This is a genomic window from Streptomyces sp. Xyl84 (genome assembly GCF_059731885.1).
Map to the genome: position 1 here is coordinate 1,472,565 of NZ_AP029183.1, position 16,411 is coordinate 1,488,975.

Genomic DNA, 16,411 nt, shown 5'->3' on the forward strand with positions numbered 1-16,411 from the left:
ACTGCCATCGAGCATGACCTTGGCATGCCATCGGGTTCCCCGCAGTGACTCTGTCCGCCTGTGCCCTCGGCCACGGCGGGTCCCTCCTGGGCGGCCGGACCGCCGGTCCGTCCGGCCGACGACGGTGCCTTCCTGGCCTCGGTCGCCGTCTTCGGCATGGTGAGCGTGTGGGAGCGCTCGCTCCGACCGGTGGCCTGCTGATCGAGGCGCGGCTGGTGAAAGGCACGCCAACGCCCTGGCCGACGCCCTCCCCTCCGCCCAGGCACTGGCCCTCCTCGGCACCCTGCACGCCAGCGGGAAGCGCATCGACTCCTCCTGGGTGCGGGCGGCCCGGCGTGGCCCGAAAGCGGGACCAGTCCGGTCGACCGTGCACGGCCGGGCATAGGTAGCGTGGTCCCCCCGCAGCGTTCAGCCCATCAGGAGTGGCACCCACGCACAGGGTTGCCGGCCGGGACGCTTACCTCGTGTGAGGTCTCGGTCACGGCGACCGCTTCGGAGCCTTCGCGGCGCATCCGCTCGACCCCCCAGGCGCCGAGCGGTCCGAGCGCTTGGTTGAGCGTGCGCCCGTGCTCGGTCAGGGAGTACTCCACCCGCGGCGGCACCTCGGCATAGACCTCTCGGTGCACGAGACCGTCTTCCTCCATCTCGCGCAGGTGCTGCGTCAGCATCTTCTCGCTCACCCCCGGCAGACCGCGACGGAGCTCAGCGAAACGGCGTACGCGATGGGCGTCGAGTTCCCAGAGGATCAGTCCCTTCCACTTGCCGCTCACCACGTCGAGCGCAGCGTCGATGCCGCAGATGTAGGGCCCGCGTCTCGGTGCCTTGGCCATCACTGGTCCCCCTTACGGAAAGGTAAGTACCGCAGAAAATAGTGGGTACTTCTGAGAGTAGTGACACTCTCCGAGCATGGAGGGGTGAACGAACAACAGAACCACACCACCAGGCAGGACAGCACTGTCACCGTGATCGGGCTCGGCCCGATGGGCCAGGCGATGACCCGCACCCTCCTCACCGCCGGCCACCCGGTCACCGTCTGGAACCGCACCGCCGGTCGGGCCGACGGCGTCGTCACCGACGGAGCGACGCTCGCGGCGACACCCAGCGAAGCGGTCGAAGCGAGTGACCTCGTGATCCTCAGTCTCACCGACTACCAGGCGATGTACGACATCCTCGGCAGCGCCACCGCATCGCTCGCCGGCCGGACACTGGTCAACCTGAGCTCTGACACTCCCGACCGTTCACGCGAGGCAGCAACCTGGGCAGCGGGCCACGACGCCACCTTCCTCACCGGAGGTGTCATGGTCCCCGCGCCGATGGTCGGCACGGAGGCAGCCCATGTCTACTACAGCGGCCGCGACCAAGTGATGGAGCGCCACCTGGCGGCGTTGACACTGCTGGGAACACCAAAGTATCTGGGCGAAGACCCGGGCCTCGCCCAGATGATGTATCAAGCCCAGCTCGCGGTGTTCCTCACCACCTTGTCCGGACTCATGCACGCCACCGCGATGCTGGGCACCGCAGGAATGAAGGCCAAGGAAGCGCTGCCGGAGTTGCTCTCCTCCGCCGACTCGATCGGCGACATCCTGAGGGCTGGTGAAGAGAACCCCGGCACCGCGCTTGATGCCGGAGAACATCCCGGCGACCTCAGCACGGTCACGATGATGGGCGCGACATCCGACCACATCGTCGAGACCAGTACGTCACTCGGCCTCGACCTCGCGCTCCCCCTGGCCGTGCAGGCCCACTACCGGCGGGCGATCGAGAACGGACACGGCAGCGACAACTGGACCCGCATCATCGACAGCATCCGAGGACCGCGCTGACCCGTGCGCGGCCACCCGACGTTCCGGCCCCGGCCGGTGTGGCCGGGGCGATACGTCAGCGCCACCGTCGCCGTTGCCCATACGGTCCCCTCCCGTGGGAAGCGGTGCCGGTCTTCGTCGTTGAGCCGGCGGAGTCGTACACGGGCTCGACGCGCCCGCGTGAAAGCCCGGTCGTGGCGTCGGTGACGCCGCTGTGGAGTACGGCAAGCCTCTGCTGCTCGAGGTCACTCCTGCTGCACCCGAATGCCGTCCGGATCCTCCGGATTTCCGGTCCGCGCCCCGGGGCCGGCGAGAGACGCCGCCGGGGCGGTGCCTCTCGCCGGAGACCGTCAGCCGGGCAACCGGGCGAACCGGAGACCTGGACAGCCGGGCATGCCGCCAACCTCAGCTCGAAGCAAGCTGGTTGGCGATCTCCTTGTGCCACTTCTCGGCGTCGGCGGGGTCGTTCAGGGATGCCGCCCACGCCTCCTCCGTCATGTGCAGGTTCCCGGGGCCCGACTTCAGCGCGACGAGCAGTTCCCGGGCCGAGGTGCGCAGTTCGGGCGAGGTGCCCTTGCCGGCCGGGACATCGGGGCCCGCGGCGAGGCCGTAGAGGGTGCGCGCCATGGCGTCGCGCTTGCTGTGTTCGGCCTTCTTCCAGAACTTCAGCGCTTCCTTGAGGGCGTCCTGGCGGGAGGCGGGCTCGGCTGTCGTCTGCTCGCCCTCCTCCGTGGGCGGGGCCCAGCGCTCGGGGTGGCGGGCGCCGTCGTAACGCTTCTTGCCGGCGCGCCCGGCCTTGTACGCGGTGACCGAGAGCAGGAGCCCCGCAGCTGTCGCGGCCAGCGCCCAGCCGGCCGGGTTGCTCGCCAGCGTCCCCGTGGCAGCCGCTGCGATCGCCACCGCGCCGCCGGCCGACCTCACGCCGTCCCCGACCGCGCCGACCCCCTGCTTCCAGAGCTTGTTGCGCTGCTTCGCCAGCGCGTAGTCCCGGGCGGTGTTGAGGGCGACGGTGTCCTGTGCCTTCTTGACGTCGTCGGCGGCCTTCTCGATGCTCGTGAAGGCCGCACCGGTCTGGTCCAGGGCGGCGCCCAGCCGGTCCGCGAGGCCCTCGTCGTCGCCGTCATGGGCACGCTCCAGCGCGACATACGCCTGCGCGAGCGCCCAGTGGCTGTCCACCTCCGCCTTGTGGAGCCGGTTGATCTCGGGCTCCTGCACCGGCGCGGGCACGTCGATCTTCTTGACGTTCTGGTACTTGCGCGTCGTCAGCCCGAACCGGCGCGCCGCACGGACGCTCTTGACGCCCGCGACGGCGCCGACCATCCCGCTCCCGGCCTCGGCGACGCTCGCCGCCGTCACGAGGCCCTCCGCGTGCAGAGCGTTCCTGGCGACGCCGATGAAGTCGGAGGCGTCGGTCGCCGTGTTCTGGATCGCGTCGAGCATCTTGGAGGGATACTTCTTGCGCGGGGCATGGGAGGAGGGACCCGTCGGGTTCTGCTTGGACTCCTTGTACGCCTTGGTGGCGTCGATGACGTTGTTGACCGCCGTGACCCCGTCGGTGAGCCCCATCTCGGCACTGGCCGCTGCGGCGGACGCGCCGACCTGCTCCGAAAAGTGCGTGTCGGCGTTCTGGGACGACTTCCAGTTCATCTCCGCGTTGGCCGGGACCATGCCGCGCAGGACGAAGGTGTCGAGGACGTCGAGGTGCTTGTTGGCCCGCTCCAGCGCGCCGGCGATCCGCTCCCGGATGTTCAGCCCGGTACGGGACTTCTTCTTCGCTTCCGGCTTGGCCTGCTCGTCGGCGGGCTTCGCCGTCTCGTCGTTCCCCGCGAGACGCTGGACGACGGCGGACGCGGCCTTGTTGCCGGCGAGCGCCTGTATGGACCCCATCATCGGTCCGACGCTGTGGCGGTCCGGCGCCCCCGCCAGATGCTCCGGGCCGCGTATGAGAGGCCGGGGCTGTGGAACGGCCGGCTGCTTCGTACGGTTGTCGAAAGCAGTGTTACTACCCACCGGTGTCCTTTCCGTGCTCGTGCTGAGACCGGGTGCGTGGCAAGTCGGGGCATCCGGCGGGGCCTTGCTTCCCCACAGTATCGACTGCCCCATGACTCTCATGGAAGGTGTTTCTCGTCTCGCGTTCATTCTGTGTATCGGTTCTGTACACCGGTTCGTGACCATCGCATTGTTCTGGCCGCTCCGGGCCCCGGCATCAGCGCCGCCATACCACAGCAGCCACCCTCGCCGGACGACCCCGCCCCCGCGGGTCCGGTTGCGGAGTTCTTGCTGCATATCGACGGTGAGCGGGCCTGGTTCCGTTGGAACGGAAGGGGAGCCGGTGCTCGCGGTTGTACTGCGGCGCCCGGTGCCGGACCCGGTCCTGGAGGATGCAGCGGGCCCGCTGGGCTGCCATCGACGCCGGGGGCGAGGCGTACACCGCTCTGCTGAAGGGGCGCCCGCCCCCTGGCCCGGTTCCGCTGCCCGCAGTGCGAAGCCGTCTGGTACGTCAGTGACACCCCGATGGGGAACCGGAAACGGCCGGACAGCCGCAACTGCTCGCCGCGCTGCCGTACCCGGCCGCGCGCCGGCGGCGACTGCGAATACACCCGCGCTGACCGGGCCCCCCATGCCATGACCCTGCGCACGACGGCCACCACCTTCGACTCCAGCGCGGCAGAGCCTGGTGAAGAGCACCTCTCCGAAGGAGCCGCATTCCCCACCAGATGGCGGTCAGCACCGTTGTCGACTGGGCATACGGCAGGGTCGCGTACTACACGGTCGCAACGCCCAGGAAGCGCAGCACCGCCAGGACGCGGCGGTGGTCGGCGTCGGCCCTGGGCAGGTCGAGCTTGGTGAAAATGCTGTTGATGTGCTTGGCGACAGCGCTCTCGCTCACCACCAGCTCGGCGGCTATGCCGGAGTTGGACCGGCCGCCCGCCATCAGCTCCAGCACCTCCCGCTCGCGCGGTGTGAGCCGGTCGAGCGGATCGCTGTGCCGGCGCACCAGCAGCTGCGCGACGACCTGCGGGTCGAGCGCGGTGCCGCCGGCCGCCACCCGGCGTACCGCCTCGGCGAACTCCTCCACGTCGGCGACGCGTTGCTTGAGCAGATAGCCGACGCCCGAGGTGTTGGCGGCGAGCAGATCGGCGGCGTACCGCTCCTCCACGTACTGCGACAGCAGGAGCACGGCGGTACGCGGGTACTGGCGGCGGATCACCAGCGCGGCGCGTACTCCCTCGTCGGTGAAGCCGGGCGGCATGCGCACGTCGACCACGGCGATGTCGGGCCGGTGCTCCTCGACGGCCGCCAGCAGCCCTTCCGCGTCGGCGACCTGCGCGCACATCTCGAAGCCGGCCGCCTCCAGCACCTTGACCACGCCGATGCGCAGCAAGAGGGAATCCTCGGCGATCACGGCGCGCACGGCAGCTCCACGGTGATGACGGTCGGGCCCCCGGCGGGGCTGCGGCAGGAGAACGTGCCGTCGACGGACGCGACGCGCTTGGCGAGCCCGGCGAGCCCGGTGCCGCCGGCCGCCGCGAGATCCGCGCCGCCCGCTCCGTCGTCCGCGACGACCACCAGCAGTATCTCCCCGATCCGCTCCACGGTCACGTCCGCCCGGGAAGCCTGGGCGTGTTTGACCACGTTCGTCAGGGCTTCGGAGACCACGAAGTACGCGACGGCCTCGATCGTGGGTGAGGGGCGCTGCGGCAGGTCCACCGCCACGCGCACCGGGATCGGGAGGCGGGCGGCGACCCCGGACAGCGCGGCGTCGAGGCCGCGGTCCTCAAGGACAGCCGGATGCAGGCCGCGCACCAGGTTGTTCAGTTCGGCGATCGCCTCCTTCGCCTCGCGGTGCGCCTCGTCGATCACCTTGCGGGCGTCCTCCGGCAGGTCGTCGAGGGTGGCCCTGGCCAGGCCGAGGTTGACGGCGAGTGAGACGAGGCGCTGCTGCGCGCCGTCGTGCAGGTCGCGCTCGATCCGCCGCCGCTCGGCGTCGGCGGCGTCGAGCACGCCGGCCCGGCTCTCGGCGAGGTCGGCGACCCGGCGGGCCAGCCTCTCCGTGCGGCTGGGGCCGAGCAGGACCTCGGCCACCCGGGTCTCCAGCCGCACCAGAGCGCCGGTCAGCCGCGGCCCGAGGAACAGCAGGGCGAGGCCGCCGGCGGTGATGTACGCGGCCTGCGTGGTGTACCCGAGGTCGGTGACCCGCCACTGCGGGGGCAGCGCCCAGATCCACACGTAGATGGAGGCGGCCACGAGAGCGGTGGCCCAGACGGTGAGGACGGCGAGGTCCAGGACGGCGAGCAGCGGACCCGCCACGGCGTGGTAGCAGACCTGCCGCCACAAGGCCCGGCCGGTCAGCCGGCGCACCGCCGACTTCCAGTTGCGTCCCGGCCCGGGTACGGCGGGGCGCGGCAGGTCCTTGCCGACGAGCGCTCGGTAGCGCCGCCGCTGCCCGACGGTCAGCAGGGGTGTCACCGCGAGCGTGAGCAGCACGGGCAGCGGAGCCACGGCCACCGCGCCGGGCGCGCGCACCAACGCCGCCGTCGTGCCGAGCAGCCAGAGCCACAGTGGCACCACGGCGAGGTGGAGCGGCAGGCCGGCGGCGACGAGCGCGGTCCGGTGTCCCGCCCTGCGGAACGATCGGCCCGGCACCAGCTGCAGCCACGTCGTGAGTTGCATGGGTCAAACGGTAAAGCCGCAGGCCATCCCCGTGCCATGACGCTTCTGCCCGGTTCGGGGGTGCACTTGTCTCCACCCCGGGTCGGAACCCTGCGTGACTGACGGCGCCCCGGTGTGCGGCGGAGGGTGGAGCACGTGAAGGGCAGAGCCGGCAGGGAGCGGGGGAAGACGATGCGTCAACGGGTCGTGTGCGATGAGGAAGTGGCCGGTGCCGAGGGCTTCGGCCGCGCCGAGGTCATCCCGCTCCACCAAGAGGCGGAGGAGCCGCGCCCGGCGCGGGGCATGCGGCGGGCCGGGTGGCTGCTGGTCGCCTGCGGGCTCGGCCTGCTGCCGTGGCTGTACGTGCTGGCCACGGGCCTGCCGGCCACCGCGACCGCGGCGCACTGGCCGGTCGCCTGGGTCGGGCTCGACGCGCTGGAGGCGCTCGGCCTGATCGCCACCGGCCTCCTCGCCGCCCGCGGCGACCGGCGGCACGCCCTGGCAGCCGCCGCGACCGCGACGCTGCTTGTGGTGGACGCCTGGTTCGACACCACGACCGCGGCCCCGGGCGGCGACTTCGCCACGGCGGTCGCCATGGCGCTCGGCGCCGAGCTGCCGCTCGCCGCGCTGTGCGGTCGGCTGGCGCTGCGGACGCTGAGCCGGCCCGCGTGACGCCGACCGCCCGACCACGTACCACGGACCGAATCGATCCACCGGAGAACACCATGCACCGCATCCCCACCGCCCCCGCCGCGATCCCGGCCCGGACCCGCTGGGCGGTCGCCGCCGGGGCGGGCGCCGCGCTGGCCGCCGCCTGGTGGCTGGGCGACACAGCGCCCTATCCGTACGCCCAACGCGGCCTGCTCGACGTGCCGTTGCCGTTCCTGACCGCCGGCCGGACGGACGCCGTACTGCGGCCGCGACCGGGGGAGCGGATGCTGGAGATCGGCCCGGGGACCGGCCTGCAGTCGCTGCACGTCGCCCCGCAGCTCGGGCCGGAGGGACGGCTCGATGTGCTCGACATCCAGCAGGAGATGCTCGACCACGTGATGTGCCGCGCCGAGCGCGAGGGCCTGGCGACGATCAGGCCCACCCGTTCGGACGCACGTGAACTGCCCTACGCCGACAAGACGTTCGACGCCATTTACGCCGTGACCGCGCTCGGTGAGATCCCCGAGCCGGATCGGGTACTGCGCGAGGCGGCGCGGGTGCTGGCACCGGGCGGGCGGCTGGTGATCGGCGAGTTCTTCGACCGGCACTGGATCCCCTTCGGCCGGCTGCACCGGCTCGCCGACGCCGTCGGCCTCCACCTGACCGAGCGCCGCGGCCCAAGCCCGGCATACCTCGCCCGCTTCCGACCCTGCGGAGCCGACGCGCCAGGCCACCAGAGCGAGCGCCTGGCCCACCGCGACCGGAACACCGACGACGCGCAAGCGTGAGCAGCGCACGCAGGGACCGCGGTCACCGAGCTGAACAACGCGGCGCGCGGTAGGCCGCTCCAAGAGGCGAGCGGGCTCCGCCTGAACCGCGGCCAGCCACAAAACGGCGGCGCCCGCTCGAGCTCGCGCATCTCCATGCCGGCACGGTGATCACGCCGGATCGCCGCGTATCAGTCCGACCTTCGACATCTGCGGCATGACCAGCCCAGCAGCACTGTCGGGGGCGCGGCGGGGGAGTCGGCGACGGCGCCGATGACGGCCTCGGTGGTGACCCGCACCTTGTGTACTTCCGCGTGGCCGGGGTGCGGGCGCGGTCCGCGGTGTCCGCACCCCGGCCACTTCACCGATCAGGTCCTTGCGGAGCCGGGAGAACGACCGAGCTCACAGGGGCAGGATCGCCAGGGTGCCGGGGCCGGCGACGCGCTGGACGCCGGTGGTCAGGCACTGCACCGGGTCGATGGTCAGACGGGCGCTGGTGATCTGCAGGGTGCGGCCCTGGAAGTCGCCCGAGTCGATGGTGGCCACGACGATGCCGACGGTCTCGCCCACGGGGCGCTGGCTCAGGGTGATGCCGCCCGTGAAGTGCGACGTGCCGGTGTTGTGGCCGGCGTCGTCCTGCCACCGCACGGTGCCGCTCGCGTTGGTGATCGGGGCGTTGAGTGTGCAGCTGAGCGTTCCCGTGGCGCTGGCGGTGTACTCGGCGAAAGCGTGCTCGGGATCGATGAGCTGTCCTGTACATGGACCGAACTGTCCGTCCACGCTCACCGTCTCGGTTTGGGGCAGCACTGACAGCGCGGGGCTGATGGTCTGCTCGGCATAGCCGGGGCAGGCTGCCAGGGGGACGCCGTCCTGGGCGTGAGCGGGCTGCGAGACGCCCGTGAGAAGGGCGCAGACCAGCGCGGGGACGGGCAGCAGGGCCGTCACAGCGCGGCGCGGAGTCGGTATGCGGGGCATGGTGATGTCTCCTTCACGGGGTTGATCCGCGCGCGTTGCTGCCGGTGGGCACCAAGAGCGCTGCGACATGCGGCTGGCTGCCGAGGGGGACACGCTGGGTACGGCGGTGACGACCGGGCGGGTCGGCCGGTGAGCGGCCTTGGCGGAGCGGAGTTCCGGCAGCCGGCACTTCCCGCGGCGGGACTATCGACGGCACGGGCACGGGCCGGTGCGTCACACGATCCCGGCCCGTCCTCCCCGGTACGGCGTGCCGCTTCGTCTTCCCTTTCGGACGCGAACACCATGCACCGCTCGGGCACACGAGTCATCAGCCAGAGTCACGCACAACCCATGTGGGTGATGACCGGGGGGTTGTTGGCCTGTACGGGCTAGTTCCACCGCCCGTGCCGACGGGTGCGCCCCCCTGAACGAGCCATGTACAGACACCGCTGTAATTGCTGGCCGCGGCCGGCAAGGCCGTACAGGCGCAGAGCCGGCCTGGCACGGGGGGTGAGTCTCGGGCCTGGCAGCGTCCACGTCACGGTGCCTGCCTTCCCCTGCGCGCGCCCGGCCGGTGCCCCGGTAGCCGCCGTCCGCTATGACCGAGGTGCCCGACGGCGTCCTTCGCGCCGGAGAGTTCCCACGCCTTGCAGTCGTTGCGGTTGCCGGGCAAGGGCCGGCCGACGGCGACCACGAGCTGGCTGCCTGCATCGATGACGACCTGGTGGTTGGTCGAGTACCTGTAGTTCTCAGACTGTTCGGCGACTGTGTGTTCACGGATGGGCACCCAGGGTTCCGGCCACGATCAGCACGGTGTCCTTGCGGAACCGCCTGCGCGGACGGAGCGCGAGCGACGGCCCGAGGTGGTCGATAATGCGGTCGACTGCGGACTTCGAGATGCCGAACAGCGGGGCCAGGTGCCACAGTTTCAGGTTCGTGCAGCAGTACGCGACCATCAGCAGCACCCGGTCCTCCAGCGGCAGGCTCCACGGCCGGCCCTTGCGTACCGGATCCGCGCCCTCGCGCCGTAGCTCGGTGATCAGCTTGCCGAACTGACGCGGGCTCAGCCCGGTGAAGAGGGCCATCCAGGACGGCTCGGACGCCGTAATCACACCAGGCCACAGCGAGATCGTCCCAAAGGTCGACGGCATGGCACGATGACCGCCATGTCAGGTCAGGTCTGGGTGTCCCTCATATCGCTGGGCGGCGTTGTCCTCGGCGGCTCGTTGTCCTACCTCGTCCAGCACAGGACTCAACTCTCAGCGGAACGCGCTGAACGACAACGGCAGCAGATCGCCTTGTCGGAGGCCCGGCGCGGGGAACGGCTGGCGCTGCTGGAGCGGTTCATCGAGGTGGGAGCCGAGGCCGAACGCTCCGCCTTCAGTCGGCCTTCCGAATGGGAGGACACCGACGACTGGTTCCTCACGACCCGGGACGTCATGAACAAGCTGTGGGTCGCGGAGCGTCTCATCCGCATCCAGTTCCCCCTGCCCGTGCACGACGCGGCACGCGCGTACTTCCTCGACCTCAACCGGACGGTGTGGGAAGGCTTGCCCGAGGGTGAGAGCGTGCGCGACTACTTGGAGGACAACCGGCTGGCGTTTCTGGACGCGGCCCGCGCGGTCATGGGGTAGCACACCGCCGACCTCGAAGATCATTTACGGGACAACTCTTACTAGTAGGGCTTGGTCAGGTGCGTATCAGTGTGGGTATGTCGCGGTGGCAGGTGGGGCAGGCGCCGGCCCAGGCGGCGAGAAGGGTTTGGAGTTCTCGGACGACTTGGTAGAGGCTCAGACCTGCGCCGCGTCTTTTGGGTCTCGTGCCAGTCGTTGCAGCGTGCAAAAGGCATGGGCGGCCGATACGAGGGTGACGTGGTGATGCCAGCCACCCCAGGTGCGGCCTTCGAAATGGGCCAGGCCCAGAGCCTGTTTCATCTCCCGGTAGTCGTGTTCGATGCGCCAGCGCAGCTTGACCAGCCGGACCAGGGTCGCCAGCGGCATGCCGGAGGGCAGGCTGGAGAGCCAGAACTGCACGGGTTCGGCTTCAGTGGCCGGCCATTCGGCCAGCAGCCAGCGTTCGGGCAGCTCAGGACCGTCGGTGGCCTGGCGGACGCCGCGTCCGGCCGGGCGGATGCGCAGAGCCACGAACCGCGAGCAGATGCGTTTGAAGCCGCTGATTCCTTTGCCAGGGCGGGAGCCTTCTCGCCAGGACACCGGTCTCGCGGCCGTCCTGCCGGCCGCGATGACCAGGTCTTTGACGGTCTGCGCAGGCTCGGGATACTGCAACTGCGGTGGCCGGCCGGTGCCGGCGTAGGCGGGCTGGACGGGCCGGGCGTCGGCCGGGTGGGCGGTGTGACGGCAGGAAATGCCCACCGCGTAGGGCAGGTTGCGTTCTTCCAGGCCGTGGCGGAAGGCGGCGGCATCGCCGTATCCGGCGTCCGCGACGACCAGGGGAATGTCGATGCCCCACGACCTGCTCTCGTCGATCATGTCCAGGGCCAGCTGCCACTTCTCCACGTGCCCCACCTGGTCGGGGATGCCGCAGCGACTGCGGCGGGCGACCTTGACCGCATCGGCCTCCGGCGAGTCGGGATCCCACGAAGCGGGCAGGAACAGTCGCCGGTTCACCGCGGCCGAGGCGTGATCCCGGGCCAGGTGCAGCGACACCCCGACCTGGCATTTGGTGACCTTGCCCGCGGTGCCGGTGTACTGCCGCGACACACACGCCGAGGCGTCCCCGTCCTTCAAAAAGCCGGTGTCGTCGACGATCAATGCCTCCGGACCGATCGCCTCGGTCATCCGCCAGGCCAGCCGGGCCCGGACATGGGCCGGATCCCACGGACTGGAGGTGATGAAGTGCGCCAGCGCCTGACGGTTGCCGTCCTCACCCAGACGTGCCGCCATCGGCTCCACCGACTTACGCCGGCCGTCCAACAGCAGTCCCCGCACATACGCCTGCCCCCACCGCCGCTGATCCGCACGGAAGAACCCGTCGAACAACTCCGCCGCGAACGCCTCCAGATCCTCCCGGACCCCGGCCATCTCCTCAGGTGTCACACCATTCCAACGACGCTCGCGAGCAGTAGACACGCATGCACGAGTGAAGATGACCAAGCCCTACTAGGACTCCGTTAAGTCTTCCGGTTCGTCCTGTTCCTGGGCATGTTGGATGGGTGGACGCACATGAAGTGAACCGTGTCCGGGCGAAGTTGGCGTTGTATGTGGCTGATGTGTTCGCCTCGGTGCCTCGCAAGGACCAGCGGGCCAAGGGCGACTGCTATCTGCGGGGACTGATGCTGGACGGCCGCCGCAAGTCGGTCCAGGCCATGGCAGCTCGGCTGCCCGACGGCAACGAGCAGAACCTGCAGCAGTTCGTGAACCAGTCCACCTGGGACCCGGTGCCGGTGCAGCGGCGGGTCTGCGAGCGGATGCTGCCACTGATCAGTCCGACGGCCTGGGTGACCGATGACGTGTCGGTGCCCAAGGACGGAAGAATGTCGGTCGCCGTGGCCCCGCAGTACTGCGGGGCCCTGGGCAAACGCGCCAATTGCCAGGTTGCGGTCAGCGTCCATGCCGCCAGTGACACCGCTTCCTGCCCGCTGCAGTGGCGCCTGTTCCTGCCCAAGGAGTGGACGGCGGACACCGACCGCCGCACCGTCACCCGCATCCCGCCCGGGGTCGGACACCGTGAGAAGTGGCGGCTGGCGCTGGACATGCTCGATGAGCTGGCCGGCTGGGGCATGACGCCGCCGGTGGTCGTGGCCGACGCCGCCTACGGCACCAATGCCCACCTGAGGGCCGGCCTGGCCGAGCGGGGAATCGACTACGTGCTGGCCGTCCGCGCGGACGTGAGCGCCCACCCGTTCGACGCCCAGCCCATGGCCCCGGACCGCGTCGGCTCCGTCGGTTGCTGGCCCCAGCCCCGCTACCGCCACCGAGCACCCTCGGTGGCAGCCCTCGCCACCGGCCTCGGACAGGAGGCATTCGTCTCCCTCACCTGGCGGCAGGGCTCACGCGGCGCGTTACGTTCCCGCTTCGCCGCCGCGCGGGTCCGCCCCGCGGGCAAGGCCGTCGAGCGTCCGATCCGGGCAGCCGCCTCGGCCGAGCAGGGGTGGTGGGACGGCGTCCTGCCCGACTGCTGGCTGCTGGCAGAGTGGCCCGAAGACGCCGAGGCGCCCACCGAATACTGGCTCTCCAGCCTCCCGGCCCACACCCCGATCACCGACCTGGTCCGCCTGGCCAAGGTCCGCTGGCGCATCGAGCACGACTACCGCGAACTCAAGCACGGCCTGGGCCTGGACCACTTCGAAGGCCGGTCCTGGACCGGCTGGCACCACCACGTCACCCTCGTGACGGCCGCCCACGCTTTTCTCACCGAACAGCGACTGGCCCCAAAAGCACCCACACCGGCCTCACCCTCTACCAGACCCTCGACGCCCTCCAGGATGTCCTGAGGTGCTGGACCGGCATCTGCACCACCTGCCACCAGCCCCTGCCCAGCAGACCACACACGACATCAAGATCGAGACAGACCTAACGGAGTCCTATTACGAGCTCGTGCACGGTAGGCGGTGAGGCGTCGCGGGCCCCGGTGGGGCTTGGCGTTTCACATCGTTCGTGCCGGGGGGCAGCTCGGCGGTCTGTTGGTGGGACAGCAGGGCGGCGACGGCTCGGACGATGTCGCTCATGTGTTCGCGGCGGCCGTCCGTGACGACCATGGTCTTGACCGACATGAGCGCCTCTCAGGGCCCCCATCCGTTAGAGGATACCTCCGTTGGCGCGAATGTTCTGGCCGGTCAGCCACCGCCCGTCCGGCCCCGCCAGGAAGGCGACGACGTCCGCCACGTCCTCGGGTCGGCCGAGGCGTCCGAGCGAGGTCATTCCGATGGCCATCGCCAACTTCTCCGGCTCGTTGGCCGCGTTCAGAAGATCGGTGTCCGTGGCGCCGGGCGAGACGGCGTTGACCGTGATGCCCCGTGCGCCCAGCTCGCGTGAGGCTACCAAGGTCAGCTGTTCGAGGGCGCCCTTGCTGGCTGCGTATGGAGCGTTGCCGGGAGCGGGGAAAACGGTGTTGAGGGTGGAGATGTTCACGATCCGCCCGCCGTCGCGCATGTGCCGCGCCGCATAACGCACCGTGAGGAAAACTGACTTTGCGTTCACGGCCATCACTCTGTCGAACACAGCCTCCTCCGTCTGCGCGATGGGCACGACGTCGGTGTGCACAGCCGCGTTGTTGACCAGTATGTCCAGACCGCCGAGCTGACGTTCGGCAGTAGCTAACAACTCCTCGGCCGCGCGAGGCTCCGCCAGATCCAGCTGGACCGCAACGACCTTCCCGCCCGCTTTCTCGGCCTGCCGCACGACCTCATCCGCAGCGTGCTGGTTCTGCGCGTAGTTGAAGAACACAGTCGCCCCGTCCCGCGCAAGCCGCAGCACGACAGCCCGGCCGATCCCCCGCGAGCCACCGGTGACGACAGCCGCCTTGCCTTTGAGCACCGCCATGATCTCTCCCTGCCTCCATGACCCGCCTGTTGGGAACACCCATACCCACCAAGCGGCGTCGAGAGAACACCCCACGATCCGCACTCCGCCCGAGCGGACCGATCCACGACGTGTCCAGGGGAGAACGACAGACCGGCTGGACGAAGCCACCGGCAAGCCCGCCGGACGCCCATCCAAAACCCCACCTGGCTGACCGGCAACACCTGGTGGCTGCTTCCCGTGCCGATGGTCGTCCCCATCTCCGTTTCGGTCGCGCGACGACGCCTCTGCCGGAAGCCGCTCAAGAACCGACAGGCGTTCGAGCTCCTTCCGGCCACCGGCTTCGACCCGGTGATCGAGGACGTCCGCCGCTTCGCCAAGCAACTGGCCCAGCCGCAGCGGAGTGTCTCGCGCCGGGCCTTCACGTCGGGGTCGGCTTCGGAGTGCGTGAACCGCACGGGTTTGCCCAGCGACCGGGCGTAGGCGATTTCGGCTCGGGTGCTGACTCCGATGTAGTCGCCGACTACGAGCACCTCATCAGCGAGTCGGATCTTCGCCCGGTGCAGATCGTCGAGTCGAACCTTCAGCGACTCGGCCTCGACAGGATCGGACCAAAGGTCGTGTGGTGACTTCATGTCGATGCCCGGTTTGACGACGATCTTTCCGGCTTCGGTCTCCCGCAGATCGGCCTCGGTCATCTCGGTCATGAAGCGGGTGGAGCCGCAGATGACGACGATAGGCGGGAGGCTCAACAGCTTCTTCGCGTCGGCGAGTTTCTCCTCGGGGGTGTGCGGTTGCGGGTATGACACTGGTTCCTCCTGGTGGTGTGCTCCAACGGGTGCCGATCCACATTTCTGTTGGGATGTTCCGTGCTGTGGCTGCAAGCAGGCACCCCAGCCCGAGAAGCGGGCAAGATCAGGACCGCGCGGTCCGGAACGCGAGATACCGGCTGAAGACTTCGTAACTGTCGGGAGTGAAGCGCCACTCCAGCAGGGCCGACCGCAGCTCCGGCTAGGTCAGCCAGCCATGCCAGGCGACCTCATCAGGATCCGCGGCCACAGCGTCCGGCACCAGGGCTTGGTGCACACCGAGCCAGTGAGAGCGGAGATCACTGCGGTTGAGGAACGTGAACAGCAACCGCGGCAGCACACGAATGCCCAGCTCTTCCGCCAGCTCCCGCGCGGCGGCCTGTTCATAGGACTCACCGACATCCACGGCGCCACCGACCACCGCCTCACAGAGCCCGGGGAAGCGCGACAGCTGCCCCGACCGCCGGTGAACGAGGATCCGCCCACGCTCGTCACGGCACACCGTCACGGCGACCCGGTGCAGCCAACCCTCCCGGATGGCCTGCCGGCGGCCGACCACCACCCCCGACACACGGTCGTGATCGTCGACACGCTCCACCAGTTCGTCCACGACGTACACCTTCGCAGAGCCCACTGACAACGCCCCTCGATCGCCCAGAGTCGGGAACGTGCGTGGAGCGAGTTCATGCCCTTCTTCGGTCTGCCCGACGCCATCCGCCAGGTAGTCCACACCACGAACGCGAATCAAGAGCCTTGACAACCAGTCGGACAGGTCCCCGAATGCTCGCCACGTCACCTACGCCCCCACCGCCTCCGCATCGGGCGCGTACTCCAGGCCGTTGTGGACGAAGTCATTGCCGAGGAGACGGGCCTCGTGAAATCCGTCGATCACCGACTGAGACACATTGAGCCGGGCCAGGTCACTGATCACGGCGTGCAGGTTCCTTCCTGCGGCTCCGCGCTCCTTGGTCGAGCTGTACTCAGTCGACCGCCTACCCGGCAAGGCCGAGCACGTGGCCGGTGAGCACAAGCGGACACTCATCTCCCGGTATGGTCGGTATCCTGCGGCTGTTCGGAGATCAGTAGCGCATCCCCGAGCGCACGCACCGGGCAGGTGGCCAAGAGGCTCGGCAAGACAGCGGTCTGGGTGTCGCAACGGCTGGCCCTCCTGGAACTCATTCCTGACCTCCAGGAGGAGGTGGAATCCGGTGAGTTGAGGGGTGAGCCAGCTCGTCGTATCGGCCAGCTCCCCCCAAGAGCAGCAGGCCGAGGAAGCCGCGAGGGCCATTAACGCC

16 protein-coding genes and 3 pseudogenes are annotated in these 16,411 nt (G+C 69.7%); 8 read left to right on the plus strand and 11 right to left on the minus strand.

What is annotated here, in order from left to right:
• Positions 1 to 60 precede the first annotated feature (60 nt).
• Positions 61 to 201 carry a hypothetical protein gene (locus tag AC6I72_RS37810; protein WP_498006360.1) on the plus strand — a complete coding sequence of 47 codons (141 nt, stop codon included), beginning with the start codon at positions 61 to 63 and terminating at the stop codon, positions 199 to 201.
• A gap of 215 nt (positions 202 to 416) precedes the next feature.
• On the opposite strand, the gene AC6I72_RS37815 is transcribed toward AC6I72_RS37810, so the two are convergent.
• Entirely contained in the window at positions 417 to 830 is a 414-nt protein-coding gene (locus AC6I72_RS37815) for a winged helix-turn-helix transcriptional regulator (protein WP_498006362.1), read from the minus strand.
• An 84-nt stretch (positions 831 to 914) separates the two neighbouring features.
• Here AC6I72_RS37815 and AC6I72_RS37820 point away from each other — a divergent pair, with 84 nt between their 5' ends.
• Positions 915 to 1,823 carry an NAD(P)-dependent oxidoreductase gene (locus tag AC6I72_RS37820; protein WP_498006364.1) on the plus strand — a complete coding sequence of 303 codons (909 nt, stop codon included), beginning with the start codon at positions 915 to 917 and terminating at the stop codon, positions 1,821 to 1,823.
• 384 nt (positions 1,824 to 2,207) lie between these two features.
• Here the strand turns inward: AC6I72_RS37820 and AC6I72_RS37825 are convergent, their stop codons facing one another.
• The 3 genes from AC6I72_RS37825 to AC6I72_RS37835 all read right to left on the minus strand — a co-directional run bounded on the left by AC6I72_RS37825 (position 2,208) and on the right by AC6I72_RS37835 (position 6,476).
• Complete coding sequence (locus AC6I72_RS37825) at positions 2,208 to 3,692, minus strand: hypothetical protein (RefSeq protein ID WP_498006366.1); 1,485 nt, start codon at positions 3,690 to 3,692, stop codon at positions 2,208 to 2,210.
• Between the two features lie 874 nt (positions 3,693 to 4,566).
• On the minus strand, positions 4,567 to 5,217 hold the full coding sequence (locus AC6I72_RS37830; RefSeq protein ID WP_498006368.1) for a response regulator transcription factor: 651 nt from the start codon (positions 5,215 to 5,217) through the stop codon (positions 4,567 to 4,569).
• On the minus strand, positions 5,205 to 6,476 hold the full coding sequence (locus tag AC6I72_RS37835; protein WP_498006370.1) for a sensor histidine kinase: 1,272 nt from the start codon (positions 6,474 to 6,476) through the stop codon (positions 5,205 to 5,207). The genes AC6I72_RS37830 and AC6I72_RS37835 overlap by 13 nt, the downstream gene beginning before the upstream one ends.
• A gap of 171 nt (positions 6,477 to 6,647) precedes the next feature.
• Here AC6I72_RS37835 and AC6I72_RS37840 point away from each other — a divergent pair, with 171 nt between their 5' ends.
• Positions 6,648 to 7,127 (plus strand): hypothetical protein, encoded by a 480-nt coding sequence (locus AC6I72_RS37840; protein WP_498006371.1) that lies wholly within the window; start codon positions 6,648 to 6,650, stop codon positions 7,125 to 7,127.
• 53 nt (positions 7,128 to 7,180) lie between these two features.
• Positions 7,181 to 7,894, plus strand: coding sequence for a class I SAM-dependent methyltransferase (locus tag AC6I72_RS37845; RefSeq protein WP_498006373.1), 714 nt, complete (start codon positions 7,181 to 7,183; stop codon positions 7,892 to 7,894).
• Between the two features lie 381 nt (positions 7,895 to 8,275).
• Here AC6I72_RS37845 and AC6I72_RS37850 read toward each other — a convergent pair whose 3' ends face one another.
• A complete protein-coding gene (locus AC6I72_RS37850) occupies positions 8,276 to 8,848 on the minus strand; it encodes a hypothetical protein (RefSeq protein ID WP_498006375.1) in 573 nt (190 codons plus the stop codon).
• 549 nt (positions 8,849 to 9,397) lie between these two features.
• Positions 9,398 to 9,978 (minus strand): annotated as a pseudogene (locus AC6I72_RS37855) (transposase family protein); the annotation flags it as partial.
• A gap of 6 nt (positions 9,979 to 9,984) precedes the next feature.
• Between AC6I72_RS37855 and AC6I72_RS37860 the strand changes: the two are divergent.
• Positions 9,985 to 10,461: a hypothetical protein gene (locus AC6I72_RS37860; protein WP_498006377.1), complete on the plus strand. Its 477-nt coding sequence runs from the start codon at positions 9,985 to 9,987 to the stop codon at positions 10,459 to 10,461.
• Between the two features lie 156 nt (positions 10,462 to 10,617).
• Here the strand turns inward: AC6I72_RS37860 and AC6I72_RS37865 are convergent, their stop codons facing one another.
• Positions 10,618 to 11,868 carry an IS701 family transposase gene (locus AC6I72_RS37865; RefSeq protein ID WP_498006473.1) on the minus strand — a complete coding sequence of 417 codons (1,251 nt, stop codon included), beginning with the start codon at positions 11,866 to 11,868 and terminating at the stop codon, positions 10,618 to 10,620.
• A gap of 131 nt (positions 11,869 to 11,999) precedes the next feature.
• Here AC6I72_RS37865 and AC6I72_RS37870 point away from each other — a divergent pair, with 131 nt between their 5' ends.
• The gene (locus tag AC6I72_RS37870; protein WP_498006378.1) at positions 12,000 to 13,280 is read left to right on the plus strand and encodes an IS701 family transposase; all 1,281 of its coding nucleotides are present in this window, start codon (positions 12,000 to 12,002) and stop codon (positions 13,278 to 13,280) included.
• A 304-nt stretch (positions 13,281 to 13,584) separates the two neighbouring features.
• Here AC6I72_RS37870 and AC6I72_RS37875 read toward each other — a convergent pair whose 3' ends face one another.
• Positions 13,585 to 14,328 carry an SDR family oxidoreductase gene (locus AC6I72_RS37875; protein ID WP_498006380.1) on the minus strand — a complete coding sequence of 248 codons (744 nt, stop codon included), beginning with the start codon at positions 14,326 to 14,328 and terminating at the stop codon, positions 13,585 to 13,587.
• A gap of 219 nt (positions 14,329 to 14,547) precedes the next feature.
• On the opposite strand from AC6I72_RS37875, the gene AC6I72_RS37880 reads away from it, so the two are divergent.
• On the plus strand, positions 14,548 to 14,790 hold the full coding sequence (locus tag AC6I72_RS37880; protein ID WP_498006479.1) for a hypothetical protein: 243 nt from the start codon (positions 14,548 to 14,550) through the stop codon (positions 14,788 to 14,790).
• Here the strand turns inward: AC6I72_RS37880 and AC6I72_RS37885 are convergent.
• The 3 genes and pseudogenes from AC6I72_RS37885 to AC6I72_RS37895 all read right to left on the minus strand — a co-directional run.
• Positions 14,733 to 15,116, minus strand: a pseudogene (locus tag AC6I72_RS37885) (hypothetical protein); the annotation flags it as partial. The gene AC6I72_RS37880 and the pseudogene AC6I72_RS37885 sit on opposite strands and share 58 nt — an antisense overlap.
• A gap of 106 nt (positions 15,117 to 15,222) precedes the next feature.
• Positions 15,223 to 15,714: pseudogene (locus tag AC6I72_RS37890) on the minus strand (NUDIX domain-containing protein).
• A gap of 198 nt (positions 15,715 to 15,912) precedes the next feature.
• Positions 15,913 to 16,047: a hypothetical protein gene (locus AC6I72_RS37895; RefSeq protein WP_498006381.1), complete on the minus strand. Its 135-nt coding sequence runs from the start codon at positions 16,045 to 16,047 to the stop codon at positions 15,913 to 15,915.
• A 216-nt stretch (positions 16,048 to 16,263) separates the two neighbouring features.
• Here AC6I72_RS37895 and AC6I72_RS37900 point away from each other — a divergent pair, with 216 nt between their 5' ends.
• Complete coding sequence (locus AC6I72_RS37900; RefSeq protein ID WP_498006475.1) at positions 16,264 to 16,407, plus strand: hypothetical protein; 144 nt, start codon at positions 16,264 to 16,266, stop codon at positions 16,405 to 16,407.
• Positions 16,408 to 16,411: the final 4 nt, after the last annotated feature.